The sequence below is a fragment of the Spirosoma foliorum genome (assembly GCF_014117325.1).
GTDB lineage: Bacteria > Bacteroidota > Bacteroidia > Cytophagales > Spirosomataceae > Spirosoma > Spirosoma foliorum.
This window is the reverse complement of record NZ_CP059732.1, coordinates 3,124,899-3,150,853: the sequence shown is the minus strand read 5'-3', so window position 1 is coordinate 3,150,853 and position 25,955 is coordinate 3,124,899. Positions and strand designations below refer to the sequence as shown.

The following is a 25,955-nucleotide window of genomic DNA, read 5'->3' as shown; positions in this document are numbered from 1 at the left end:
TTGACTATGGTACCAAACGACGAATTGATCCGCATCATCGACCTCTTAAACACGACATATGAAGGCGAAGAAGCCTGGCATGGCCCATCGGTAGTTGATGTATTGCGGGGCGTTACGCCCGAAATGGCTGGAAAACGGATTGCTCCCAATACACATAGCATTGCCGAACTGGTCTTCCACATGACGAGCTGGCGCATATTCTGTGTCAAAAAGATGCAGGGCGATGAGACGTTTGATATTACAACCCCTGACAAAAACTTTGGGGCTCTGCCCGACAAAATTGATGATTTCGAGTGGGAAGCCCTTGAAATGGAGTTGAGCCTCAGCCAGGAGGAGCTTATCAATGAACTCGACAAACGCGATGACGATGAGTTCCTGGAAGATATCGTTCCCGGTCGTGACTACACCTATTACGACATGCTACACGGCATTATCAACCATGATATGTACCATACCGGGCAGATTATGATTCTGTATAAGGCACTCTCTTTCAAAGGAGGAGGCTCACGTTTTAACGACGATGATATAGATGAATACGGGTCTCCTTTTGGTAGCAGCCAGGAGCACGACGATTATTATTGATAAAGAGCGAAAGAGTGAATGAGCGAAAGAGTGAAAAACTCCGCCTTCCCACTCTTTCGCTCATTCACTCCGCTTCGGCGGTCACCCTATCATTCAAAATTGAATTACTGGCTTGTTAAGTCCGAACCCGATGTATACGGGTGGACTCATTTTATTGAACAAGGAAAGGCCGTGTGGGACGGCGTTCGTAACTATCAGGCACGAAACAACCTGAAAGCCATGCAACTAGGCGATCAGGTATTGTTTTATCATAGCGTCACCAACATAGGCGTGGTTGGTCTGGCCAAAGTGAGTAAGGAGGCCTATCCTGATCCAACCTCACCCGACGATTTACGCTGGGTTGTTGTGGAGCTAGAGCCCGTTATGGCGTTAGACAAACTTGTACCACTCTCGCAAATCAAAGCTGAACCATTACTGGAAAATCTGAGCCTCATCAGACAATCTCGCCTGTCGGTAATGCCCGTTCGGGCCGACGAGTTTGAATTAATTTTAAAAATGGGGCAGATTTCTAATGGATAATGTACAATGAAGAATGGAGAGTCCGGTTACTAGATTCATCTTCATACATTATCCATTCTTCATTGTACATTATCCATTGTACATTTAATCAATGACAAACATCCAACTTATCACCCCCAAACCCTGGGCTGAATACGAACTGATCGACTCGGGTAATTTTCAGAAACTCGAACGATTTGGCGATTTTATATTGTCGCGCCCTGAGCCGCAGGCCATTTGGGATAAGTCGTTGTCTGATCAGGATTGGGAACGTCAGGCCCAGGCTGTTTTCCGTCGTGACCGACAATCGCCGGAACGGGGTGACTGGCAAACCAAGCCCAGCATGCGTGACCCCTGGTATGTCACGTTTCGGCAAAGTGGATTGAATCTGAAGTTTAAACTGGCCCTAACTACCTTCAAACACGTTGGACTATTTCCCGAGCAGGCCGATAACTGGGTGTATATCTACGAAAAGGTAAAGGCCATTTCGGCCAATACCCCCCGCCCTAAGGTGCTGAATTTGTTTGCCTATACGGGGGGCGCTTCGCTGGCGGCTCGCCAGGCTGGAGCCGACGTTACTCATGTCGATGCCGTGAAACCGGTTATTAGTTGGGCTCGCGAGAACATGGATCACAGTGAGTTAGATAATATTCGCTGGGTAGTTGAGGATGCGGTGAAGTATGTTCGGCGGGAGGTTCGACGGGGAAACAAGTATAATGGCATTATTCTTGACCCACCTGCCTATGGGCGTGGACCCGATGGCGAAAAATGGGTGCTTGAAGAACAACTCAATGACTTGCTAAAATCCTGCGCTGATCTGCTCGATCGTGACGATTTTTTCTTTATTATTAATCTATATTCGCTCGGGTTCTCATCCTTGATTCTGGAAAATCTAATGCAGCCCTTATTCGGTGATGTTCCTAATCTGGAATGGGGTGAATTAGCCTTGGCCGACCAGGCGCAGAAACGGTTACCTTTAGGGGTATTTTATCGATTTTCGTCATGAAAATGGTTCAAGAGCGAAAGAGTGAAAGACCGGGCCGCCGGAGCGGTGAAGAGCGACAGGTTAGTGCCGGATGGTATTCACGCATTCGCACATTCGCACTTTCACTCTTTATGGTATCTTTTCTAGTTTCCTGTAGCGACGATAATCGGCAAACGACGCACATTCCCGATTATCCAAAACCGGGCGATAGTAGTCGGGTTGAAGGCGCTCTGCGTGCCCTAACAAACGCTATTAATCAGTCGTCATCGTCATCAGCCTATGCCAAACGCGCTGTTCTTTTGCTAGCTATGGGTCGTGTGAGCGACGCCTTGTCGGATATCGATGAAGCCATCAACCGGGATGATAATATTGGGTCGTTTTACCTGACCCGTGCCCAGATTCTACGGGCATTGCAACAGCCTGATAAAGCACTTCAGAACGCTCAACGAGCCGAAATCCTCGGGATCGACACGCCTGAATTGTATGCCTTGCAGGGTGATTTGTTACAACAGCAAAACCAGTTCGATAAGGCGAAACTCTACGTTGCTAAAGCTCTGCAGATGGCTCCTTACGATGGTGAAGCTTATTTTTTTAATGGACTCATGGCCGCTCGGCAGGGCGATACGGCGCAGGCCTTGGTTCTGTATGAACAGTCGTTGCGGCTGAAACCCCGGTATCTGGAAACCTATAATCAACTGTCGTCCATATACCGGACATTAGGCGATTTGAACTCCGCTCTTGTTTATAATGAACAGGCGCTACGCTACTTCCCAAATAATGCTAAACTGTATTATGGCCGTGGGATGATTTACCATACCGAGGGAAAGCTTGATAGTGCCATGATTTATTATCAGCAGACTGTGAAGGTGCAGCCCAATTACTATCAGTCCTATTTTCAGATGGGATTGATCAGTCAGAAATATCGAAATTATTATTCGGCGTTGGCAAATTATCAGCGAGTTCTGCAACTACGCCCTCAGTTTCCACGTATTGATACATACATTGGTTATTGTCATGAACAAATGGGGCAATATGAATTAGCGATAGCCGCCTACACTAAAGCAACCTCGCAAAATGCAACAGATCAACAGGCTGTTGCAGGTTTATGGCGATCTCAGCGAAGACAATACGCACAAAGTTCGTATAACTCCTTATTTTTGCCCGATACGGTGGCTAAACCAATAACGCCGACGAGAAGCCGGGCTGTGCTTGATACAACCCGCGTTAATATTTCGACGATTCAGCCGAAGCAACGCGTAACAACTAATTCCAGCGATTCGCTAAAACGAACCGTAAAACCGTTAAATTGATTTATGATGTAAGATATATGATGTATAACTTCTCGTGAGAAAATCATACATCATATATCTTACATCATACATAAAAAGTAAGTGGCTTACAGTTGTAGGTAAGCTGCGGGTGCCCACAAATAAATTAGTGTAAAGTATGATTGCGCAGGACGAACAAATCCGCGTGACGCTGCCAGACGGTAGCGTTCGACAGTATCCCAAAGGAAGCTCTGGGTTGGATATTGCCGCTCAAATTAGTGAAGGGCTGGCTCGTAACGTATTGGCCGCCAAAGTAAACGGTGTGGTGCAGGATGCCACGCGCCCCATTGATCAGGATGCGAACGTTCAGCTTTTGACGTGGAACGACGCTGAAGGGAAAGCAACCTTCTGGCACTCATCGGCGCACTTACTGGCCGAAGCGCTCGAAGCGTTGTATCCAGGTACGAAATTTGGAATTGGTCCTGCCATCGAAACGGGATTCTACTATGATGTTGACCTCGGTGGAAAGCCGTTTTCTCAGGAGGACTTCAAGAAGGTAGAAGATAAAATGCTGGAGCTGGCTCGCCAGAAACAACAGTACATCCGCAAGCCGATGAGCAAAGCTGATGCTATTGCTTATTTTGAGGAGAAAGGAGACCCCTACAAACTCGACTTGCTCGAGGGCTTGGAGGACGGAAGCATTACGTTCTACACACAGGGGGATTTTACGGATTTATGCCGTGGCCCGCACATTCCAAATACGGGCTTTATCAAAGCAGCTAAACTCATGAACGTGGCTGGTGCTTACTGGCGCGGCAATGAGAAAAATAAACAGTTAACCCGAATTTACGCGGTTACCTATCCGAAACAGAAAGAACTGGACGACTACCTGTTCTTACTTGAGGAGGCTAAAAAGCGTGACCACCGTAAGTTAGGGAAAGAGTTGGAATTGTTTGCTTTTTCGGAGAAAGTGGGAGCGGGGCTTCCATTATGGTTGCCGAAAGGTACCATGTTGCGGGAACGTCTGGAGAATTTTCTACGGAAAGCACAATCGCGGGCAGGTTATCTACAGGTAGTAACGCCCCACATTGGCAGCAAGCAATTGTACGTGACTTCGGGTCACTGGGAGAAATACGGTGAAGATTCGTTCCAGCCGATTAAAACTCCCGATCCCAACGAAGAGTTCTTGCTGAAGCCCATGAACTGCCCGCACCACTGCGAGATTTATAAAACCAAACCACGTTCTTACCGTGACTTACCATTGCGATTAGCCGAATTTGGTACTGTATATCGCTATGAGCAATCGGGTGAATTACACGGACTGACACGGGTTCGTGGATTCACACAGGACGACGCGCACATCTTCTGTCGCCCCGATCAGGTGAAAGAAGAGTTCATGAAGGTGATTGATTTGGTGTTGTACGTCTTTAAATCACTCGGATTTTCGGATTACAGCGCTCAGATTTCGTTACGTGACCCAGAAAACAGTACGAAGTATATCGGTTCGGATGACCTGTGGGAAAAAGCTGAATCGGCTATTATCGAAGCTGCTGCTGAAAAAGGGCTTCCAACCGTAACCGAGTTGGGCGAAGCGGCCTTCTATGGTCCTAAGCTTGATTTCATGGTACGTGATGCGCTTGGTCGTAAGTGGCAGTTGGGTACAATCCAGGTTGATTACAACCTGCCGAATCGATTTGAGCTGGAATACATCGGCGCTGATAACCAAAAGCACCGTCCGGTTATGATTCACCGGGCGCCATTCGGTTCGATGGAGCGGTTTATTGCGATTCTGATTGAGAACTCAGGGGGGAATTTCCCACTTTGGCTCTCGCCCGATCAAATTGCTATTCTACCGATTTCGGAAAAATACGAAGACTACGCTAACGACTTGTATTTCAGCTTACAGGAGCAGGATATTCGTGGTTTCGTTGATTTACGTGACGAAAAAATTGGCCGTAAAATTCGCGATGCGGAAGTGAACAAGGTTCCGTATATGCTCGTTGTTGGCGAGAAAGAAGCAGCCGATGGTAAAGTATCCGTCCGGCGGAAAGGCCAGGGCGATCTCGGCAGCATGAGCATAGAAGAGTTTGTCAAGACGTTCCAGGCAGAAGTGAAGCTTTGAGTTTAAAGTTAGTAGTTTGTGGTTCGTAGTTGGCTGACGTGTCTAAAATTGATTTGTCAGCCAACTACGAACCACAAACTATAAACCTCAAACTTGTTTCCCATTCGTATTTTCAATAGCTTCCCGAACTTTTTAGAAATCACAATGTTATCCAAGCGACTTTTACCTAAATCAGTGTAAAAGCCCATTTCAATCTAATTCGTTACCCTAAACACAATTTATGGCATTACCCCAACGCAGACCACCCCGTCGCGTGGTTGAAGAACCCTACAAAGTCAATGAACGCATACTTGCCCGTGAAGTTCGGGTGGTCGGTGAAAATGTAGAGCAGGGAATCTACGAAATAAATAAAGCTCAGGCGATGGCCAAAGCACAAAACCTCGACCTGGTTGAGGTGTCGCCTAATGCCGTGCCGCCTGTTTGTCGTATCGTTGACTACTCTAAGTTCAAGTACGAGCAAAAGAAAAAGCAGAAAGAAATCAAGGCCAATGCGACGAAAGTTGTTATTAAAGAAATTCGATTCGGTCCTAACACCGACGATCACGACTTTGATTTTAAGCTAAAACACGCCATTAACTTCCTTAAAGAAGGCGCAAAAGTAAAAGCCTATGTTCAGTTTGTAGGCCGGGCTATTGTTTTCAAAGATCGGGGATTTCAACTGCTGGAACGTTTCTCTAAAGGTTTGGAAGACTACGGCAAAATTGAAGCAGAGCCCAAACTTGAAGGCAAGCGCATGAGCATGTTTCTGTCGCCCAAAGTAGTAGTTCCTAAGAAATAATGTAGCGGCTTTTTTATCTGAAAAGCACGCTTACCATTTCTCATAACGCACAAAAGCCCCATGCCGCTAGTTCAATTGAACTAGCGGCATGGGGCTTTTGTGCATATCCCAGCCTCAGTGTCTTGTTTGCTAAGGGGCCAAAGTCGTTTATCGATACTAGTAATTGAATGTCTACTGCTAACCAAAACCATCTGATTCAATTCATATTGATAATAGGCGAGTTGCTATGGACTTTTTTCGTATCTTTGCGGCCTGTTTACTTATTTTTTCCATAAAGCGGGTTACTGCAATGCCAAAAGTAAAAACCAATTCGGCCGCCAAAAAGCGTTTCAAGCTGACCGGCACCGGAAAAATCAAACGGAAGCATGCCTTCCACAGTCATATTTTGACGAAAAAAACAACCAAACAGAAGCGCAATTTAGTGCACGCTGCCTTGGTTGATGGTCCAGATGAGCGTCGCATTAAAGCGTTGCTGAACGTCTAAGGGACAAAAAAGGACGCGGTTGCGTCCTGGTTTCACGTTTCACCCGATGCCGGGCCTTACAAGAGGAATGAATAATGGATAATGCAAAATGAATATTGAAATGGTCTCGGCCATTATACTTTATTCATTACACATTATGCGTTCATCTTCCCGCCTGTCGTCAAAAAACAACTAACATACAATGCCACGTTCCGTCAATCACGTTGCCTCACGGGCGCGTCGGAAAAAAGTAATGAAGCTGGCCAAAGGTTATTATGGTCGGCGTAAAAATGTTTGGACAGTTGCTAAGAACGCTGTCGAAAAAGGTTTAGGATACGCTTACCGCGACCGTAAAACGAAGAAGCGCAATTTCCGTTCACTCTGGATTCAGCGTATCAACGCTGGTGCCCGGATTCACGGATTGTCGTACTCGGCTCTGATGGGTGCTCTGAATAAATCAGGCATCGAACTCAACCGTAAAGTATTGGCTGATCTGGCCATGAACCACCCAGAAGCATTTTCTGCTGTTGTGGAACAAGTGAAGTAAACAGAGAATCTAGTAATAGGAGCGAGGAGTGAGTAATAGGAGAAACGCTGTATATGCGTCAACCCTCCTATTACTCACTCCTCGCTCCTATTACTACCCCTAGGTTTGAACAATTTTAGTCTTGATACCCGCCCGTTCTCCGTTTTTCTGAAGACCAAGTAAATAAACATCCATTTCGGACTCGCCTACCCGAAATACCTGCCGAACGGTCAATTCATTTTCGGCCAATTTTTTCAGCTGCTGAAATTTGGCAGTACGAGCTTTTTCTTCATCGCCGTACCAATCCTGATCGGTACTAACAGGTTTCCAAAAATCGGTTTCTGGCGTCTCTTCAACATATACTGATGGAGGTAGCATTTGCCAATCTTTGATCTGGCTAACCGTAAGAGGCTCGGCCTGTTTTAAATAACACGTCACCGTCTCGATCGGCTCATCCGACTCGCTAGGATAAAGTAAATCAGTAAGTAATGGATTTGCCTGTTCGGTAAACAATTTATTTTCTGATGTAGGCTCGCTACTTTTCGGCTCTTCGTTCGTCATAAGCGTGAAAATGGATTCGGGACAAATTAACCGATTCAGGTTGAAGTATCCAGTAGAATCTATCTAATTTTAACGCGGGGTATTAACTAAACCTATTCCGTTTAACAGTTTAAAAACAAACTAGTCATGTTCGAAACATTGATGAATCTGGTTCAGCAACAAGCAGGCCAGGCGGTTATTAACAACCCGGCCATTCCAAATAGCCAAAACGACAGCGTAATGCAGACCGTGACCAGTAGCATCCTGAGTGGCCTGGGCCAACAAGCACAGGGCGGTGGTCTGGGTAATTTGTTGGGTATGGTTGTTAATGGCGGTGGCAATATTCACCAAAGTCCGGTTACACAAGGTGTTCAGAGCCATGTTGAGCAAAACCTGATGGAGAAATTAGGAATTTCTCCCCAAGTTGCGATGTCTGTAGCCAGTACATTGGTTCCGATTGTACTGAGCAAATTGATGAACAAAGCAGCAGATCCGAACGATTCAACCGTTGATGGTAACAGTATTTTAGGTGCTGCTACAGGTCAACAAGGTATTGACTGGATGGGTATGGCTGGTTCGGCTATGGCTGATGGTAAACTCGATATGAACGATCTGTTGCGCGTAGCTACACAAGGTGGTGGCGGTAATAGCAGTGGTGGTGGTCTGGGCGGTATGCTGGGTGGTCTGGGCAGTCTGTTCGGTAAATAATTTCTAAACCATACAAGCAGGTATATACAAAATCCTCCTGAGGTAATTCGACTCATATCGGATTCCTCCAGGAGGATTTATTGTTTCTTAATGCCGTTGCATCAATACTCGGAATAGGGCTTACTATCAGGATGTTACATTTGAATATACCTTATGCTTATTCTCATGCAGACTTCTGAAGATATAATTCGCGAGCAACAACGGGCGGTATGGAACCAGTTTGCCCCTGGCTGGAAAAAATGGGATGATTTTACGATGCGGTTTTTACAACCGATGGGCGATGCAATTATAAGAGCGATCGATCTTAACGAGCGAGATACTGTTCTGGATGTTGCTACCGGAACCGGTGAACCAGGCCTGACGATTGCGTCCATCGTAACAAAAGGCAGCGTAATTGGGACAGACTTATCTGAAAACATGCTGTCGATTGCTGCGGAAAAAGCCCAGCAGTCAGGGCTGACTAATTATACAACTCAAGTTGCGGATGTCAGTAAGCTACCGTTTGCGGATACTAGTTTCGATGCAGTTAGCTGTCGGATGGGCTTTATGTTTTTTCCCGATATGGCTCAGGCAGCTCGAGAACTGGTTCGAGTACTTAGGCCCAATGGCCGATTGGCAACGTCGGTCTGGGCGGGGCCAGCGGATAATGCCTGGATAGGTTTGCTGATGGGCGTTATCAATCGAGCATTGCAATTGCCGCCCCCTCCGCAGGGAGCGCCAGGTATGTTCCGTTGCGCTCAACCAGGTATAATTTCAGGGTTGCTGGAAGCGGCTGGTTTATCCGGAGTAACGGAAACGGTTTTATCTGGTCAGGTGATTTATTCGAGTCCTGACGAATATTGGACTAATATGAATGAAGTTGCAGCGCCGGTGGTCGCAGCGTTGAAACAGACAGATTCAGAAACAATCAATCGAATAAAAGAAGAGGTTTGGGCTCTACTGAAGGAAAAGTATGGGAATGGCGAGTTGGCTCTGCCGTTTAGTACGCTTATTATTCAGGGGAGCAAATAAGGTCTGCCATGTTTTTCATTCATGCTTCGCTCGACGCGTCAATATGACCCCATTTAGTCAATTATTCTGCCAATCTGACAGCAAATCAAACAATTTTCCTGGCTGGCATTTGTATTGATAGATAGGTTATGTCTGTCAGAATACACACAGCATATTAAAGAAACTAAACCAGTTATGGGAAAAATTATTGGTATTGACTTAGGCACCACGAACTCGTGCGTGGCCGTGATGGAAGGCAACGAGCCGGTTGTTATCCCCAACTCCGAAGGCGCACGGACAACTCCGTCGGTAGTTGCGTTTATGGACAACGGCAACGGCGAACGCAAAGTAGGCGCTCCCGCCAAACGCCAGGCCATCACCAACCCGAAACATACAATTTCCTCGATCAAGCGTTTCATGGGAAAACGCTACAGTGAGGTTACGAATGAAATTAAAAACGTTGCTTACGACGTTGAAAACGGCCCAAATGGTACGCCCCGCGTTAAAATTGGTGATCGTCAATATACACCACAGGAACTTTCGGCGCTGATTCTGCAAAAAATGAAGCAGACAGCCGAAGATTACCTCGGCCAAACCGTAACAGAAGCCGTTATTACGGTTCCTGCTTACTTTAACGATGCTGAACGTCAGGCTACAAAAGAAGCTGGTGCGATTGCTGGTCTGGATGTAAAACGGATCATCAACGAGCCAACTGCAGCTGCGCTGGCGTATGGTCTGGATAAAACCAACCACGATCAGAAAATCGCTGTATTTGACCTTGGTGGCGGTACATTCGATATCTCGATTCTGGAACTGGGTGATGGCGTGTTTGAAGTAAAATCGACCGATGGTGATACACACCTTGGTGGTGACGACTTCGATCAGGTAATCATCAACTGGCTCGCCGATGAGTTCAAGAAAGATGAAGGCATCGACTTGCGTCAGGACCCAATGGCCCTGCAACGGTTGAAAGAAGCCGCTGAAAAAGCGAAAGTTGAACTGTCTAGCTCAAACTCGACGGAAATCAACCTACCTTATATCATGCCAGTGAATGGTATCCCCAAACACTTGGTACGTACGCTGAGCCGGGCGAAATTCGAGCAATTAGCTGATTCGCTAATTCAACGTAGCCTGGAGCCTTGCCGTCGTGCCCTGAAAAACTCGGGTCTATCGGCTAGTCAGATCGACGAAGTTATTCTGGTAGGTGGTTCGACACGGATTCCTAAAGTGCAGGAAGAAGTTGAAAAACTATTCGGTAAGAAACCTTCGAAAGCCGTTAACCCCGATGAAGCTGTAGCGATTGGTGCTGCTATTCAGGGTGGTGTATTGACGGGTGAAGTGAAAGATGTTCTATTGCTCGACGTGATTCCGCTTTCGCTGGGTATTGAAACGATGGGTGGCGTATTCACCAAAATGGTGGACGCTAACACAACGATTCCAAGCAAGAAAGTAGAAACCTATTCGACAGCATCGGACAACCAGCCAAGCGTTGAAATCAATATCCTTCAGGGTGAGCGTCCAATGGCTGCTCAAAACCGCCAGTTAGGCCGGTTTATCCTGTCCGATATTCCACCAGCACCTCGTGGTGTGCCTCAAATTGAAGTGACCTTCGACGTAGATGCCAACGGTATTCTGCACGTAACGGCCAAAGATAAAGGCACAGGTAAGGAGCAGAAAATCCGGATTGAAGCGTCGAGCGGTCTGACCGAAACAGAAATCAACCGGATGCGCGAAGAAGCCAAAGCGAACGAAGCAGCCGATAAAGCAGAACGTGAGAAAATTGAGAAAGTCAACGCGGCTGACTCGATGATCTTCCAAACCGAGAAGCAACTGAAAGAGTACGGTGATAAATTGTCGGAAGGCAATAAATCGGGTATCGAAGCTGCGCTGACAACGCTCCGCACGGCTCACGCTTCTCGTGACGCTGCTGCTATCGACAGCGCCCTGGAAGGTCTGAACGCTGCTTGGGCAACGGCTTCACAGGAAATGTACAACGCTACTAATGGGGCTAACCCTGCTGATGGCGCTGGTTTCGCTGGAAACGCCGATGGCGCCGGACAGGGTCAACCTGCTGGTGACAATGTCTCGGATGTTCCTTACGAAGAAGTGAAATAGTTAGAACCGGGATTTATTGGATTTTATCTGATTGATCTGATTTTTGAAAAGCTCTGCTGAGGAAACTTGGCAGAGCTTTTTGTTATTCCCTAGTTCGGCGTAGTCTTTGACCACGTCGTGGCGTTTTCCGGTCTCTGACCGGTGTGATATAGTAAACTTTTATATTTAGTAAATAAACTGGAGCTTGATAGAGGGAGAGATGAAAAAGTATCCATCAATTATTTCACCATAGCCTATCCAGTTTCCCCTTCATACAAATCCCAGGTTGGGTAAATGATCTCCCAATCTTCTCCCCAAACTAAGTTGCCATTGTCGATTGTGAATTTTTGAAATAAAGCAGGCAGGCGGTACTGAGCATAGTAGCCTTGTAATTTGCTAAAGGCATCTTCGAAATCCACAATTCGTTGCTTACCATCTGAGAAGTGAATGTCAATACGATAATCACCGAGGAAGTTTGCGTATAGTACCTTACATAACTTGGCAAGAAAATACAGAGAAAAAGAATGTTTAGAGGTCACCAGACAAGTCATCCTAAATTGGAAAGAGGAATCATATTGCTGTTTAATTGTTCAATAGATGACATTGGGCAAGTTTAATGCCTAACTAACCTGTATTTGCCTAATTCAGCGCGTACCTTTATAGCATGACACCAGTATCCGTTCCCCCAATTTCTGATGCCAACCCTAAAGCGGCTCGCCCTCGGTTCGATGATATTTTCATGGATCTAGCCGTAAATCTGGCGAAACGTTCACACTGTATTAAGGCGCAAGTAGGTGCTGTATTGACCCGTGATACCCGTATTATTTCGATTGGCTATAATGGACCTCCAGCCGGTACACACAACTGCGATGAGGAATTTCCAGGTGTAGGTTGCCCCCGCGACTCAAAAGGTTCGTGCTCATTAGCGCTACATGCCGAGCAGAATGCAATCTTGTATGCCGCTAAAAATGGCTCAGAAATTGAAGGGTCAACAATCTATGTGACACTGTCGCCCTGTATTGCCTGTGCCCGAATTATTTATAGTATGAAAATTGCCCGAGTTGTTTACCTGAACTCCTACGCCGAATATAAGGGTATTCCTTCCGACGAAGGCGTTGATTTCCTGCGTCGGTTTGGGGTTACGGTGGAGCGATACGTATCAGGCGTAGTTCCAGCTATGGAGCAGGTGGCGTCATGAATATTCTGGCACACGCTTATTTATCGAACCGACACACGGAGCTACTCATTGGTAATTTTATTGGCGATTTTATAAAAGGAGATCCCAGCAGTTTTCGCCATCACCTGACGCCCGGTGTGGTGGCTGGTGTTCGATTGCATCGGGCCATTGATAGCTTTACAGATGCGCATCCCAATGTGGCCGCTGTGCGGGATATTCTTCATCCTCGTTGTCATAAATACGCAGGTGCCGCTGTCGATATTTTTTTTGATCACTTCCTCGCTGTTAATTTTCAAGCGCTAACGGGGGAGCCCCTGACAGACTTTGTTTCTTATTTTTACCAAACGCTGACGGGAAATCGGGCTTTATTACCGTCTGCACCTGCCCGAATGGCCGACTATATGATTCGGCAGGACTGGCTTACAAATTATCAGTTTACCGAAGGGATTGATCGCTCGTTGAAAGGCGTTGCCAGCCGGACGGCTTACCCATCGGGATTAGATACGGCCATTGAGGATTTTACGGCTTATTACGATCAGATTGCCATGCATTTCAAGTATTTTTGGCCTGCTTTAGTTGAACATTGTAACGAAACACGAGCATCGTTGCTCGCCAGCTTATGAAGTCAAAAACAATTCGTTTCTCCCTTGCGCTCGCTGCGTTGCTAATAGGAGTATTACTTGTGCAGGTCGGTTGGAAAAAAGCTGAACCCTGGACACCCGCACAACTACTGGAGCCATCTGATCTGGCGGCTACTATCAATGACACAAAAGCTGCCCAGCCGCTTATCATCAGCATTGGACCAGCAGCTACCATTAAAACATCGATCGGAGTTGGGCCGGGTAGTGAAGTCGAAAATCTGGCTAAACTGGAGAAGCTACTGAGTAAAGAATCCAAGAGCCGTCAGATTGTTATTTACTGCGGTTGCTGCCCATTTGCGAAATGCCCCAATGTGCGTCCAGCGTTTACGAAACTCAATGAATTGGGGTTCAAAAATCATAAACTGTTGAATATAAGCAAAAATCTCAAAACCGACTGGATCGATAAAGACTATCCGGTAATTGATTAGACGGGGTTTTTGATTAAAATAAACACGATTGCAATTCGGTCAGGATCAGTTCAATGAGTGATCCTGACCGAATTATTGTTTTGGCGGAAACAGCTCGAATTCGCGGATGCCAATACTGCCAACAGACTCTTGAATAATGAGCCGGAAGCGTTGGGCTGTAATTGGTGAAATGGTTTGCTGCCAATTGGCGCCAGGTTGCTGCCCCTGCGCTACAGTCACCCAGTCGTTCCCTTTCTGATACTGAATCGCAAACCGACTAATTTGGGCGACTGGTTCTGAATTTGGCGTCGAAGAGAAATCACGAACAAGCACTTCGCCAACCCGTTGCGGTTTCCCCAAGTCTACTTCTAGCCAGCCAGTCGGATTGTATAGCGCTTGTAAGGCAGGCGATTGAAACGAGAGGTCCTGTCCATAATAGGTATCGAAGTCAACATCTGTCCGTCGCCCCAACTTCCAATAGGTTTTCGGATCATCGTCTACAGCGGCAGCCGCATTGTGCAAAAAATGGCTAAGTTGACTGGAGGCCGTAGCTACCTTCCCATACGCCAATGAACCTGTTTTTGTGAAGGGTCGAATAAGAGGAACCGTAGCCGCTGGTCGATCAAGTGTGAGAGCGATGATGGTTGCAATAGAGTCACGCATCGCCAACGGAACAGTTAAGAGTAGCTTGTTTTTCTCTTGCCTAAAAGCGACTGGACGGCCGTCTAGTAAGGTGGCCTGTTTGATCGTAGCGGGAAGAGATGGCAATGTGACAGTCACTTCTGTACCTGACAATACGTGTACGTAAATGGTGTTGCCCTTTTGCGTACAAACGTAGGAATCGGTTGGGGTATAAGGACCACCCAAGGTGCCATAAATAGCTTCTGATCGGGGAGAAATCCAGTTTCCGAGTTCGCGAAGACGGTTGGCGAAAAGAGGAGGGAACTGCCCCAGGCTATCGGGACCAACATTGAGCAGTAAATTGCCGTTGCTGCCAACACAACGAAGGAGCGTATGGACGGTTTCTCGCAGACTACGGGGCGTATCGCCAAATTTCCAGGCCCACTGATGTCCCAGATTCGTACAGGTTTCCCAGGGTGTTTGGCCAAAGCCAGCCACAAACCCTTCGGGAGTTGTGTAATCACCATACTTGCCGGGTTGGCTGTGAGACTCGTCGGGAGTGAACGCTTCCAGTCGATTGTTCAGAATGATACCTGGCTGGAGTCGATGAGCGAGTTCATAAATGGGTTTCGGGTTGGCGGGAGAAGGAGATCCCTCGTAATCGAACCACAACAAACTTACCTTCCCATAATTGGTCAACAATTCGGTGAGCTGGGCCTTCATCCGGTCGGTAAATGCGCTATTGCTGACAGGATTGCGGCAGTCCGGGTCTTTCCAATCGGCTAACGAGAAATACCAGCCGAGTTTAAGACCTGCTTCATGAACGGCATCGGCCAGTTCTTTACAAACGTCCCGCCCGAAGGGAGCTGACATGATGTTATACGGCGACGTTTGTGTATTCCACAGACAGAAACCATCATGATGTTTGGCTGTCAGGACAACGTATTTCATACCCCCTGCTTTCGCCTGCGCTACCCATTCCTTTGCGTTGAAGCGGGTGGGGTTGAATCGGCGATAAAGCGAATCATACCGGCTTTTGCCATACTCATTCCGCGACCAGCTTATTTCTTTTCCCGTCAGCGTCACTGGACCCCAGTGAATAAACAGGCCAAAGCGGGCAGCCTTCCACCAGGCTAACCGCTCTTTTTGCGGCAAAACTGGCTGAGCCAGTGCGGTGATTGTGAACAACAACGCCAGTAGTGCAGGATAAAGTCGGCGGGAGTTAGTTAGGGTAAAGGGCATGAACTCGAAACTGGTTGTTTGTAAACGCCTGTTTGCTAGTAAAGGAGACAGGTACCTTTAGCTAATTATGGAGCCAATAAATTGTGGAATCATGCAGTTCAAATTGTATCTACAGCATCCACACGATCTGATTCGATTACCGGCGGTTTGGATTTCCAGAACCAGTAAAAGGGTAACCCTGTTGAAATCAATCCCAGTCCCGTTAATGCTTCACGTGGTTGGTTGATGAGGGTCATAATGACCAGCAAGGCGCAGCAGCCACAGAAAAAGGCCGGTACAACTGGGTATCCAATAACTCGATAAGGCCGATGCAGGTCCGGTTGTTTATAGCGAAGTAAAAGTACGCCGAAAGCGGTGGCTCCGTAGAAAATAAACGAGGCAAAGACCAGCATATCTGTTAACTGATCGAAACTCCCAGACCACACCAGAATTACAGCCCACAGGGACTGTAGCAAAATAGCGACTGATGGCGTTTTGAAGCGGGGGTGGATAACGGCTGCGGCTTTAAAAAACAGCCCATCTCTGGCCATCGCATAAAAAACACGGGCCGGCATCAGGATTGACGCATTGGTCGAGTTCGACGTTGTTACCAGGATTAGAATTGAAATAAAGAGCGCTCCAGCCCAACCTGCTGCTTCCCGAACAACCTCAACAGCCGCAATTTTGCCGGGTGAACTAGCGAGTCCAGCTAGTTGACCGATGGGCAGTACGTATACATAGACAATATTCAGCAATACATAAATCAGGACGACGATAGCCGTTCCAACGCCAAGAGCAATGGGTAGATTTCGTTGCGGATTTTTGACTTCTTCCCCAATGTAAGCAATCTGATTCCAGCCGTCATACCCCCAGAATGCACCCAGCGACGCCACAACGAGTGAGCCTAGTAAACTCCCGTGCGCAGCTGTAGCGCTTACCGGAATGGATTGGGTAAGATGATCAATACTACCCGTTTTTGCTGTGAACCCCAGAAACGCAATAACCGCAACGGCCGTGAACGTCAGGTAGATAAGGCCACGACTTAGCCCTTCGGCAAACGTAACACCCCGGTAATTAAGTAGACTTAAAAAGGTAATAAGGCCAGTAGCTACACATTTAACCGCCAGTTCGACAGAATCGCCCTGTAGACTTGTTAAGGAAATTAATGATTGGCCAAAAATGTGCGCGAGGGCGGCAATTGTAGCCGTTCGCATGACGGTAAATGCGCCCCAGCCATACAGGAAGGCAAATAAACGCCCATACACTTTCTTGAAATAGGCATACTCGCCACCCGATTGAGGAAACATACCCGCCATTTCAGCATAGGTGAGTGCTCCCGTCAGACTAACAACACCGGCGGCTATCCAACAAGCCAGCACCAGCAACGGTGAACCTAATTCAGCCGCCATCGGTGCGACTTTCTTGAAAACTCCCGATCCAACAATGCCGCTGACAACTAATAAAATGGCTGGTCGCAACTCGATCGAGCGTGAAAGTTTACTCATGAACGTTGTTTGGTTCTTTAGGTAAAAAGCACACAAAGATTCTATAGGATCGTAATAATACGGAATAAATACTTGTTTTAAGGCGGGAAAATAGATTTGATTTGCCGATGGGCTTAGTTTATTTCTGACTGTCTGGTTAAATAGGCGAGTAGCTCGGGCATAAAATGGGTCATGCTTTTATAAGCAAGCAAAGCCGGGGGAGTCGTACTGAAAACCTGTGCCATTCGGGCCGCACGTTCTGGATCACTGGCTTCATTGGCGAGCAGATTTTGATAGGTATGAATGCTAAATAGAATAGCTCCTGAACGGGGCAATCGGGTGAGTGTTTGTCGCTCAACGCGGATATAAAGCTGATTACCAATCGTGTCGGGGGGTAAGAAGGGTAGACGGTTGGTGAGTAGTTGGTGTATCGTCGCCGTATGGCGGCTGGTCATATCCAGTTGATCACTCACTTTTACACTCCAATTCAGTCGCCAAATCGGGCGTCCGATGGGCAGTCGTTCCATAAGCATTTGTGCAGCCCGCATCATAGGCTCAACAATGGAAACAATAGGCGCATGGATTTGCGAGAACGGTAAGCCTAGTTTCTCGTCAAGACTCCAATCATTCGCAAAACAAAGCTGGCCCGAAACTAATTGGGCGTCATTACCTGCGAGAAGAAGTAGATCTTCCTGAACCTGACGACCTACCCAATCAAGCGGATTGATAGGTAGAGACTCTGAATCACCGAAGGTAAATACTGTTTCTTCATTTAGGAGATGATTTTGCCATACCCAGTTTGCTCCATTCTGATGAAGCGTAAATGAATCAGGGGCAAATCGGACCAGATTTTCCAGAACTAACGCTAATACCTCCCAATGCGCGGTTTCATAGCCGGACTGCGTCTGGAAATAATAAGCGGGTAATTCGGTCAATAGCGTTCGCTTGAGCCCAATTTGACCTGAATAATGCTCATCCACGTCAATCAGCCGATCGCTTTCGAGCAATGGGCGAGTTCCCATTTTATCGTTAAACTGTTGGCCAAAAGGGAAATAGGGGAGCATTTTTGGGATGTATGATGTATGATATATGAGGTTGTACCCACGGGCTTATTGAATCGATTTAAATAAGCGCCTAAATAGGTCTCTCTTTATTTTTGATTCTCGCTGGGTTAAAACCCGGCGCAAAACACAGAATAAATAAGATGCGCTGGGTTTTAACCCGGCGAGAATCAAAAAGTAAATTACAAACGATTCAGCCCTAATCCCGCTCCTGCACTTGGGCGCATGAGACCGTTTTCGAGAGTAAATCCGCCGGAAACAATGTCTTCGGCGAGATCTAAACTGCCATCGAGGTCGATATAGCGGGTATTTGGACAGGCAAATGCCGCATGTAAGGCCGCCGTTATACTTACTCGACTTTCGTCGTTGCAACCCCAAAATAGGGAGATTTTAGCGGGCTTCGCAATGGTCGCAATGTCGAGGGCCGCCCGAATGCCTCCGCATTTCATGAGCTTGATGTTGAAAATGCCAAAGGGTTGGGGTTGTTGTGCCAATCCGAGAGCTGCCTCCGGGCCTTTTAGGGATTCGTCGGCAGCAAGTAGGCTTCTCGTTGCAGCGGGTAAGGCTAAAAGGTCCTGTTCCAGTCCCACAGGCAACGGTTGCTCAATCAATTCGATCGCAGCAGATTGGGTTGCTGTCAGAAATTGCTGTAAATCAGCAAGGGAATACCCTTGATTGGCGTCGACCCGTATAGTGAATTTACTCCCGAACTTCTCGCGTAGTTTGTGAATACGCTCCACGTCTTCGGCTACATCAAGGCCCGTTTTGACTTTTAAAACCCGAAATCCCTGTTCATAAAAAGTAGTAGCTTCAGCCAATGTATCGGCTACATTCATGATGCCAATGGTAACCGAAGTAGGTAGCGCGTGAATCTGCTGACCATAAAATTGAACAATCGGAATGCCCAGAAACTGACCAAAGGTATCGTGCAACGCAATATCCAGTGCAGCCAGCGTGCCGGGAGCATTGGCAAAGTGGTCAGCAGCTTCGTTAAGGAGGGTATTGAACAGACGAATGTCGCGCCCAACCAGACTGGTTACCCATTCACTTTGCAAGTTTTGTAGCGCCTGATCGGGAGATTCGCCCACGACCTCGGGCGAGGGATTGGCGGCCCCAATACCAATAATTCCATTAGCCAGTTCGATTTCCAGAAAGACGTTTTCGACCGCCGAAATCGTTTGGTAAGCGATAGTATATGGTTTGGTTAGCGTAAGGTCCCGGCAATAAGCACGGACGGCGTTAATGCGCATGAGTGGTAGCGGTTAAGGTTTGAATGACAGGCACAATCGCGTCGACACCTTCTTCAAGTGGTAACAAAACAGGAATACCGAGTTGAGTCGCATACTGCTTTTGATACGCAAACGCTTCCTCTCGACTGCACCCTTCTGTATTCAAGGCTAATGCGATGACTTTTGAGCCATACGCCTTGATAAGGTTGATCTCCGACTCGACGGGCGGAATACGACCCCAATGTTCTTCATGGTCATAGAACGTTCGGGTGGGGGCATGCACCAGCACAACATGTCGGGCATTGCCGGATACCAGAAACTCAGAACCACAAGGCCCGCTTGGATTTCGGAGAGAAGCCTGCCCTTCAATCAGCAGAACATCGGCACTGGTTTCGCGCCAGCAGGATACGAGTGCGTGTTCGAGTTCGCCCGATACAAAATCATTCAGCGTCGAATCGAAAATAAACCCGTATTTGACACCCTGCAACCAACCCGTCTGGCCGGTATAAATCATTTGCGCATTGAGTCCCTGTCGACCGCAGGCTTCCCGGATCAGTCGGGTGGTGGTGCGCTTTCCGAGTGCACAGTCGGTACCCATAACGGCGATGATAGGCGCTGTAATCTGATTTATTTCGCCCGTCCAGAAGTGCAGTTCCTGACGGGATTTCGGTCGTCGAACGTCAATAAGTTGGCCGCCATACTGCCGCGCTAACGCTACCAGGTCAGGTTTCTCACTTAGAAATTCATGTAAGCCATTGACGATTGATAGACCTCGCTCCAGGCTATGGCGAATATCGGTTAACATGGTTGGTGGAAGCACTCCACCACTCGTAGCCACCGAAACAATGGCAAAAGAAACATCGCCAAGTTGCGCCAGCGCTTCATCGACCGATGCAAAGACTGGAATGTTACGAGCTGTGCCGTCAAGCACAACACCAGCATCCTGTCCGGCGGTAGGGGCGTCGATAACGCCTACTACCGTATAGCGATCCGTACCACGAATCAGACCGTGAGCGGTTTTGGCATTAGGGGTACTTAATATGCCATCGGTAAGCAGAATAGCCCGATTACTCATTTGCTTAATTGTTCTATATTTTTTCTTAAATCTATGAGTTTGTTCTTATAATCAGTAAATTGTCTGAATAAAATAATAGCTTTTTTAACTGGTTAGAATATTATTCTTTTAGAGAGTAAGATTCCAGTCTTGAAAAGAATAGCATGCTACGCAGACTATGCTCGATGATATTGATTTACGCTTGCTGACTTTATTACAGCAGAATGCCAAACTGACCATCAAGGATTTGGCAGAGCAGTTAGGCATGACCACCACGCCTATTTTTGAACGAATCAAGCGGATGGAGCGCGACGGGGTGATAGCCAATTATGTGGCTTTGGTCGATGCTGAAAAAGTGGGTCGATCGTTGGTTGTCTTTTGTAATGTATCGATGCCGGATTATACGCCCGAAAATATTAATGAATTCGAAGAGAGTGTTCGCCAGATGCCCGATGTGCTGGAAGCCTACCATCTAGCCGGAACGATTGATTATCAGCTGAAAGTGTTGATGCACGACATTAAAGAGTATGCTCAGTTTCTGCAACAACTGGCCCGGCTTTCAATGATTCGTGTCCATAGCAGTGCCATTGCCCTTTACACGGTTAAACAGTCAACAGTAGTGCCGACTCCCACTAAATCAAGTCATTCATGAACCGAATTTTACACCTTCCTCTCCTTGCTTTCCTGATTAGCTTTTCCTATGCGTTTGGCCAAAAGGGAACGCCATTGCTGGCACCCAATCTCAAAACGCTTGATTCAACTCTAACCGTGCTCTATAACCGGGCCATGTTCAATGGGGTTGTGCTGGTTGCCGAAAAGGGTAAAGTGCTTTATACGAAAGCATTAGGTACGGGTAATAGTACGACGAATGAACCACTGACAACCAACTCAGCCTTTAACCTGGCGTCTGTATCGAAGCAGTTTATTGCGATGATGATCATGCAGTTACAGGAGCGGGGTAAATTGAGCTATGAGGAGCCTGTGCAAACCTATTTGCCTGATTTTCCTTACGCCACGATTACTGTACGTGATTTGCTCAACCACACCTCCGGACTTCCCGAATATTTCGATCTGGCGCAGAAATATACTGGCCCACTCGATACGCTAACCAACGATAGTATGCTTCAATTGCTGCATCAACACCAACCCGAAGTCATCTTTCAGCCCGGCGATCGGTGGGAGTATTGCAACACGGGTTATGTGTTACTCGGTTCGATCATTACGAAGGTTGGCAGTATGCCCATCGAAACATTTTTCGATAAAAATATTGTGAAGCCGCTCAAGCTCAAGAATACCTATATCTATTACCACAAAAGCAGTACCATGCCTCGTAACCGGGTTTATGGGTTCCGACGAGAGAATGGAAAAAATGTGCCGGATGACCTGATCCGGCTTGATGGTGTTATTGGGGATGGAAATGTCTATTCGTCGGCCAACGATTTATTGACCTGGAGCCAGGCGCTTTATACAGAAAAACTAGTGAAAGCGGCTACACTTAAGGAAGCGTTTACCCCGGTTAAACTGAATGATGCAACCACCTATCCATATGGTTTTGGCTGGATGATAGACGATAGTGCTAAGGTGCTCATGCATACGGGCAGCTGGGTGGGCTTTCGGACCATGATTATTCGGTATACCGACAAAAAGCAGACGCTGATTCTGTTGACCAATGGAGGCAATGCTGCTGGGAGAATTGTTCGGGAAGCATTTGAAGGAAAAGCGCCACAATTGCCACAAACACACTTGATTACGAATGTTCAACTTATCGATGGAACAGGCGCAACTCCTCGAAAAGCTGCCGTTCGCCTTCGAAACGATAGAATCTGGGAGATTGGCGAATTAACAGCCTTTCCGAATGAATCGGTCACGGATGGGAAAGGCTTTGTGCTGGCACCCGGTTTTATCGATAGCCACAGCCACCATGTGGGTGGACTGAACAAGCAACCAGATGCGCTGGCCGTTGTTAATCAGGGGATTACAACTATCGTGTCTGGGCAGGATGGCGGTAGCTACTGGATTGATTCGTTGCAGGCTCAATTGAAGCGGAATCCTGTTGCCGTTAACATTGCAACCTACACGGGGCACGCTACGCTGCGGCAGAAAGCCCTGGGAGCCAATGGACTCTTCCGAACAGCCAAACCGGAGGAGGTTGACAAGATGAAGGCTTTGTTACGAACTGAAATGAGTAAAGGCTCGCTGGGCTTATCGACGGGGTTGGAGTATGAAGAAGCGTTTTTCTCGAATCGCGATGAGGTCATTCAACTGGCGCAGGCCGCTGCCGATTCGGGTGGTCGTTATATCAGCCACATACGTAGTGAGGACGTACTGATTGATGATGCCATCGACGAAATCATTGAGATTGGCCGGGCAACGAAAATGCCTGTTCAGATTTCGCACCTGAAAATTGCCCTGCGCGACAAATGGGGGCAATCATCGCAAGTACTTGCCCAACTGGAACGGGCGCGTGCTCAGGGAGTAAACATCACCGCCGATTGCTATCCGTATGATTACTGGATGTCGACGATACGCGTGTTGTTCCCCAAACGTGATTATACCAATGCTACAAGCGCTGAATTTGCGGTCAATCAACTGTTCGACCCAACCCAATCGGTACTGGTTAGGTTTGCTGCTAACCCCGCTTATGCTGGAAAAACCGTTGGCAACATTGCTCAACTTCGAAATGAAAAACCGGCTCAAACGCTGATGGGTTTAGTAGCCGAAGCGTCGGCATTTGCGCAGAAAAATCCAGACGCCGAAGGTGTAGAGGGTATTATGGGAAAGTCTATGGATGAGCCGGATGTGAAAAATTTTCTAGCCTGGTCGCATACCAATATCTGTTCCGACGGTGCCTACGGAGGGCATCCGCGCGGCTATGGCGCCTTTACGCGGGTATTAGGTCGATACGTCCGCGACCAGAAATTGATGCCACTCGAAACAGCCATTTATAAAATGACGGGCCTAACGGCGGAACACCTTGGCCTTAAAAATCGGGGACTAATTACGCCGGGTTATTTTGCGGATTTGGTGCTACTTAATCCAGACACCGTGCAGGACAATGCTCGCATTGGCGAGAGCAGTGCGCTCTCAACCGGCATTGAAGCCGTTTGGGTAGCTGGAAAGCTGGTGTATCAGGATCAGAAAGCGACTGGTGCGCATCCTGGGGTATTTATTCGGCGATAATGGCGCGAACGTCTACGTTCGTGCCGACTATTCTCCGGCCTCTGGCCGATAGAATTATGATTACCAGCCCCCGTTGAACGTAGTCAATACTACGTTCGGGTGTTATCCGGTCTCCGACCGGTTCTTCTAACTCACTCCGGTCGGAGACCGGATAACGCCTTGGCGTAGTCCAGAGACTACGCCGAACAAAGGAATAGATGGTGCAAACGTCTACGTTCCCACCATCATTAATTAAACGATTGCCTGAATTCGAGTGGAGAAAGCTGCGTCTTGCTTTTGAAGAGTTTGTTGAATGACTGAGGGTATTCAAAGCCGAGCTGGTATGCTATTTCACTGACAGACAGAGAGGTTGTGGTCAGTGTTTCCTTCGCTTTCTCAATCAGTTTATTCTGGATATGCTGCTGGGTGCTTTGCCCCGTTAGTTTCCTCAATAAATCGCTCAGATAATTCGGAGAGACATTGAGAGCATCGGAAATATAGTGAACTGTTGGCAACCCCATTTCCTGTACTTTCGTGCTATTAAAATAATCGGTTAACAAGCCTTCCAGGTTAGTCAACAGATCATGACTGGCGTGCTTACGGGTAATAAATTGGCGGTTGTAAAACCGATTAGCATAATTGAGCAGCAAATCAAGATGGGCCACCATAACATCCTGACTATAACTGTCGATAGACGAATGATATTCCTGTTCAATATTTCGGATTAACGATTCGATCAGGGCGTCTTCTTTATCCGACAGGTGCAAGGCCTCGGTAACCTCATAGGAAAAGAAACCATAGGTCTTGATCGTCTTTTCTAATGGATAACCTCTGATGAAGTCAGGGTGAATGAGAAGAGACCAACCGGAACAATCTCGACTATCGTCTTCTTCAACGGCGAGCACTTGACCCGGCGAAAGAAACGTCATGGTGCCTTCATCAAAGTCGTAGTAATTTTTGCCGTATTTCAGCTTGCCTTTGAAGTCCTTCTTAATCGAAATGATGTAAAGGTTAATAACATTGCCTTTCCAGTATTGGTCTGAAACAACTGGTACATCGGCATGATGAATCAGACTGATCAATGGATGCTCTGGCTTTGGTAAGGCAGCTATGCCATGCCATTCAGAGATAGAATTGATAATATGGGGCTGATTCATTTCCTTTTTCATGACTACAAGATTATCTGATTTTGAGCATTTTTCATTCCCAGCGTTTCACCCCTCTCCTGAAAACAGGAGAGGGGCCGGGGGTGAGGTGAACTACAAACCCACCATCGACATACCAGCGGCATCATACCGGTCGCCGGTTGATACACCGAGTGGTACGATTGCTTCCAGTTTCTCCAGTTCTTCGGCAGTCAGCGTAATGTCCGTTGCGGCAATATTTTCGGCTACATACGTTCTCCGTTTTGTTCCTGGAATGGGCACATATCCTTTCGAGATGATCCAGGCTATGGCCAATTGCGAAGGCGTAATTCCTTTTGTTTCAGCCAGCGCTTTAATGGCGTTGACCAAGTCAATGTTCTTATAAAACTGTTCGCCCTGAAAACGGGGAATTCCTCGTCTGAAATCATTCTCTGGGAAATCGTCCGGACTTTGGATCGATCCGGTTAAAAACCCACGACCCACTGGTGAATAAGCGACAAAACCAATTCCGAGTTCGTGAAGTGTAGCCAAAATACCCTCTTCTTCCACGCTCCGTTCAAAAAATGAATACTCCGTTTGCACTGCGGTCAGTGGATGGACCTGGTGGGCTTTTTTTATCGTAGCTGCCGATACTTCAGAGAGACCGATGTAGCCAATCTTACCTTCTTTAATGAGATCGGCCATGGCACCAACCGTGTCTTCGATGGGCGTATTAGGGTCTAGCCGATGCAGATAATACAAGTCAATGTAATCGGTGCCCAAGTTTTTAAGGGATCGCTCGATGGCTTTTTTTACGTAGGCTGGTTGGCCGTTTATACGCCAGGTAAGCTGTTCATTATCATCAATTTCGTAGCCGAATTTGGTGGCGATGATGTATTTGTCGCGGCTTCCTTTGATGGCTTTGGCAATGAGTCGTTCGTTAGCCAGCGGACCATATAAATCAGCTGTATCCAGGAAATTTCCCCCTAGTTCCAGCGAGCGGTGAATGGTCGCAATCGATTCCGCTTCGTCGGCTTTCCCATAAATATCCATACCTGCAATCTTGGTCATGCCCATGCATCCCAGGCCAATGGCTGGAACAACAAGTCCCTGACTGCCTAATTCAATTTGTTTGAGACTGCTCATGTTTACGTTTTACGTTTGAGTTTTACGGAAACAAATGTCAGCGTCCTCGCCCTGAAAAAAGTAGCCCAATCTCTTGT

General features: G+C 47.3%; 25 protein-coding genes. 16 read left to right on the top strand and 9 right to left on the bottom strand.

What is annotated here, in order from left to right:
- Window positions 1–6 precede the first annotated feature (6 nt).
- From H3H32_RS13205 to rplT, 8 genes are all read left to right on the top strand, one after another.
- Window positions 7–582: a DinB family protein gene (locus tag H3H32_RS13205; RefSeq protein ID WP_182463151.1), complete on the top strand. Its 576-nt coding sequence runs from the start codon at window positions 7–9 to the stop codon at window positions 580–582.
- A gap of 99 nt (window positions 583–681) precedes the next feature.
- Window positions 682–1,101, top strand: coding sequence for an EVE domain-containing protein (locus tag H3H32_RS13200; RefSeq protein ID WP_182463150.1), 420 nt, complete (start codon window positions 682–684; stop codon window positions 1,099–1,101).
- A 91-nt stretch (window positions 1,102–1,192) separates the two neighbouring features.
- Window positions 1,193–2,086 carry a class I SAM-dependent methyltransferase gene (locus tag H3H32_RS13195; RefSeq protein ID WP_182463149.1) on the top strand — a complete coding sequence of 298 codons (894 nt, stop codon included), beginning with the start codon at window positions 1,193–1,195 and terminating at the stop codon, window positions 2,084–2,086.
- Between the two features lie 110 nt (window positions 2,087–2,196).
- Complete coding sequence (locus H3H32_RS13190; RefSeq protein ID WP_374191837.1) at window positions 2,197–3,375, top strand: tetratricopeptide repeat protein; 1,179 nt, start codon at window positions 2,197–2,199, stop codon at window positions 3,373–3,375.
- Window positions 3,376–3,511: 136 nt separating this feature from the next.
- Window positions 3,512–5,455 carry a threonine--tRNA ligase gene (gene thrS, locus H3H32_RS13185; RefSeq protein WP_182463147.1) on the top strand — a complete coding sequence of 648 codons (1,944 nt, stop codon included), beginning with the start codon at window positions 3,512–3,514 and terminating at the stop codon, window positions 5,453–5,455.
- Window positions 5,456–5,675: 220 nt separating this feature from the next.
- Entirely contained in the window at window positions 5,676–6,233 is a 558-nt protein-coding gene (infC, locus tag H3H32_RS13180) for a translation initiation factor IF-3 (RefSeq protein ID WP_182463146.1), read from the top strand.
- Between the two features lie 289 nt (window positions 6,234–6,522).
- A complete protein-coding gene (rpmI, locus tag H3H32_RS13175; RefSeq protein WP_012926783.1) occupies window positions 6,523–6,717 on the top strand; it encodes a 50S ribosomal protein L35 in 195 nt (64 codons plus the stop codon).
- A gap of 181 nt (window positions 6,718–6,898) precedes the next feature.
- Window positions 6,899–7,243 carry a 50S ribosomal protein L20 gene (rplT, locus tag H3H32_RS13170; RefSeq protein ID WP_182463145.1) on the top strand — a complete coding sequence of 115 codons (345 nt, stop codon included), beginning with the start codon at window positions 6,899–6,901 and terminating at the stop codon, window positions 7,241–7,243.
- A 99-nt stretch (window positions 7,244–7,342) separates the two neighbouring features.
- Here rplT and H3H32_RS13165 read toward each other — a convergent pair whose 3' ends face one another.
- The gene (locus H3H32_RS13165; protein WP_182463144.1) at window positions 7,343–7,783 is read right to left on the bottom strand and encodes a nuclease A inhibitor family protein; all 441 of its coding nucleotides are present in this window, start codon (window positions 7,781–7,783) and stop codon (window positions 7,343–7,345) included.
- Window positions 7,784–7,909: 126 nt separating this feature from the next.
- Here H3H32_RS13165 and H3H32_RS13160 point away from each other — a divergent pair, with 126 nt between their 5' ends.
- The 3 genes from H3H32_RS13160 to dnaK all read left to right on the top strand — a co-directional run bounded on the left by H3H32_RS13160 (window position 7,910) and on the right by dnaK (window position 11,575).
- Window positions 7,910–8,470 (top strand): hypothetical protein, encoded by a 561-nt coding sequence (locus H3H32_RS13160; protein ID WP_182463143.1) that lies wholly within the window; start codon window positions 7,910–7,912, stop codon window positions 8,468–8,470.
- 165 nt (window positions 8,471–8,635) lie between these two features.
- On the top strand, window positions 8,636–9,481 hold the full coding sequence (locus H3H32_RS13155) for a class I SAM-dependent methyltransferase (protein WP_182463142.1): 846 nt from the start codon (window positions 8,636–8,638) through the stop codon (window positions 9,479–9,481).
- 174 nt (window positions 9,482–9,655) lie between these two features.
- The gene (gene dnaK, locus H3H32_RS13150) at window positions 9,656–11,575 is read left to right on the top strand and encodes a molecular chaperone DnaK (RefSeq protein WP_182463141.1); all 1,920 of its coding nucleotides are present in this window, start codon (window positions 9,656–9,658) and stop codon (window positions 11,573–11,575) included.
- A 233-nt stretch (window positions 11,576–11,808) separates the two neighbouring features.
- Here the strand turns inward: dnaK and H3H32_RS13145 are convergent, their stop codons facing one another.
- Window positions 11,809–12,093: a DUF2442 domain-containing protein gene (locus tag H3H32_RS13145; protein WP_182463140.1), complete on the bottom strand. Its 285-nt coding sequence runs from the start codon at window positions 12,091–12,093 to the stop codon at window positions 11,809–11,811.
- A gap of 125 nt (window positions 12,094–12,218) precedes the next feature.
- On the opposite strand from H3H32_RS13145, the gene H3H32_RS13140 reads away from it, so the two are divergent.
- The 3 genes from H3H32_RS13140 to H3H32_RS13130 are packed head-to-tail and all read left to right on the top strand — an operon-like array spanning window position 12,219 to window position 13,800.
- The gene (locus H3H32_RS13140) at window positions 12,219–12,752 is read left to right on the top strand and encodes a deoxycytidylate deaminase (protein WP_182463139.1); all 534 of its coding nucleotides are present in this window, start codon (window positions 12,219–12,221) and stop codon (window positions 12,750–12,752) included.
- Window positions 12,749–13,354, top strand: coding sequence for an acyl carrier protein phosphodiesterase (locus tag H3H32_RS13135; RefSeq protein WP_182463138.1), 606 nt, complete (start codon window positions 12,749–12,751; stop codon window positions 13,352–13,354). Before H3H32_RS13140 ends, H3H32_RS13135 begins: the two co-directional genes overlap by 4 nt.
- Entirely contained in the window at window positions 13,351–13,800 is a 450-nt protein-coding gene (locus H3H32_RS13130) for a rhodanese-like domain-containing protein (protein ID WP_182463137.1), read from the top strand. The genes H3H32_RS13135 and H3H32_RS13130 overlap by 4 nt, the downstream gene beginning before the upstream one ends.
- 72 nt (window positions 13,801–13,872) lie before the next feature.
- Here H3H32_RS13130 and H3H32_RS13125 read toward each other — a convergent pair whose 3' ends face one another.
- The 5 genes from H3H32_RS13125 to H3H32_RS13105 form a co-directional block, all read right to left on the bottom strand.
- Window positions 13,873–15,642, bottom strand: a complete 1,770-nt coding sequence (locus tag H3H32_RS13125; protein WP_182463136.1) for an alpha-L-fucosidase — start codon at window positions 15,640–15,642, stop codon at window positions 13,873–13,875.
- A gap of 98 nt (window positions 15,643–15,740) precedes the next feature.
- Entirely contained in the window at window positions 15,741–17,126 is a 1,386-nt protein-coding gene (locus H3H32_RS13120; protein WP_182463135.1) for an APC family permease, read from the bottom strand.
- A 113-nt stretch (window positions 17,127–17,239) separates the two neighbouring features.
- Window positions 17,240–18,169: a heme-dependent oxidative N-demethylase family protein gene (locus tag H3H32_RS13115; protein WP_182463134.1), complete on the bottom strand. Its 930-nt coding sequence runs from the start codon at window positions 18,167–18,169 to the stop codon at window positions 17,240–17,242.
- Between the two features lie 179 nt (window positions 18,170–18,348).
- The gene (locus H3H32_RS13110; protein WP_182463133.1) at window positions 18,349–19,416 is read right to left on the bottom strand and encodes a mandelate racemase/muconate lactonizing enzyme family protein; all 1,068 of its coding nucleotides are present in this window, start codon (window positions 19,414–19,416) and stop codon (window positions 18,349–18,351) included.
- The gene (locus H3H32_RS13105; RefSeq protein ID WP_182463132.1) at window positions 19,406–20,470 is read right to left on the bottom strand and encodes an N-acetyltransferase DgcN family protein; all 1,065 of its coding nucleotides are present in this window, start codon (window positions 20,468–20,470) and stop codon (window positions 19,406–19,408) included. The genes H3H32_RS13110 and H3H32_RS13105 overlap by 11 nt, the downstream gene beginning before the upstream one ends.
- A gap of 157 nt (window positions 20,471–20,627) precedes the next feature.
- On the opposite strand from H3H32_RS13105, the gene H3H32_RS13100 reads away from it, so the two are divergent.
- Window positions 20,628–21,101: an Lrp/AsnC family transcriptional regulator gene (locus tag H3H32_RS13100; RefSeq protein ID WP_182463131.1), complete on the top strand. Its 474-nt coding sequence runs from the start codon at window positions 20,628–20,630 to the stop codon at window positions 21,099–21,101.
- A complete protein-coding gene (locus H3H32_RS13095) occupies window positions 21,098–23,629 on the top strand; it encodes a serine hydrolase (RefSeq protein ID WP_182463130.1) in 2,532 nt (843 codons plus the stop codon). The genes H3H32_RS13100 and H3H32_RS13095 overlap by 4 nt, the downstream gene beginning before the upstream one ends.
- Before the next feature lie 227 nt (window positions 23,630–23,856).
- Here H3H32_RS13095 and H3H32_RS13090 read toward each other — a convergent pair whose 3' ends face one another.
- Entirely contained in the window at window positions 23,857–24,777 is a 921-nt protein-coding gene (locus H3H32_RS13090; RefSeq protein WP_182463129.1) for a helix-turn-helix domain-containing protein, read from the bottom strand.
- A 90-nt stretch (window positions 24,778–24,867) separates the two neighbouring features.
- Window positions 24,868–25,878, bottom strand: coding sequence for an aldo/keto reductase (locus H3H32_RS13085; RefSeq protein ID WP_182463128.1), 1,011 nt, complete (start codon window positions 25,876–25,878; stop codon window positions 24,868–24,870).
- Window positions 25,879–25,955: the final 77 nt, after the last annotated feature.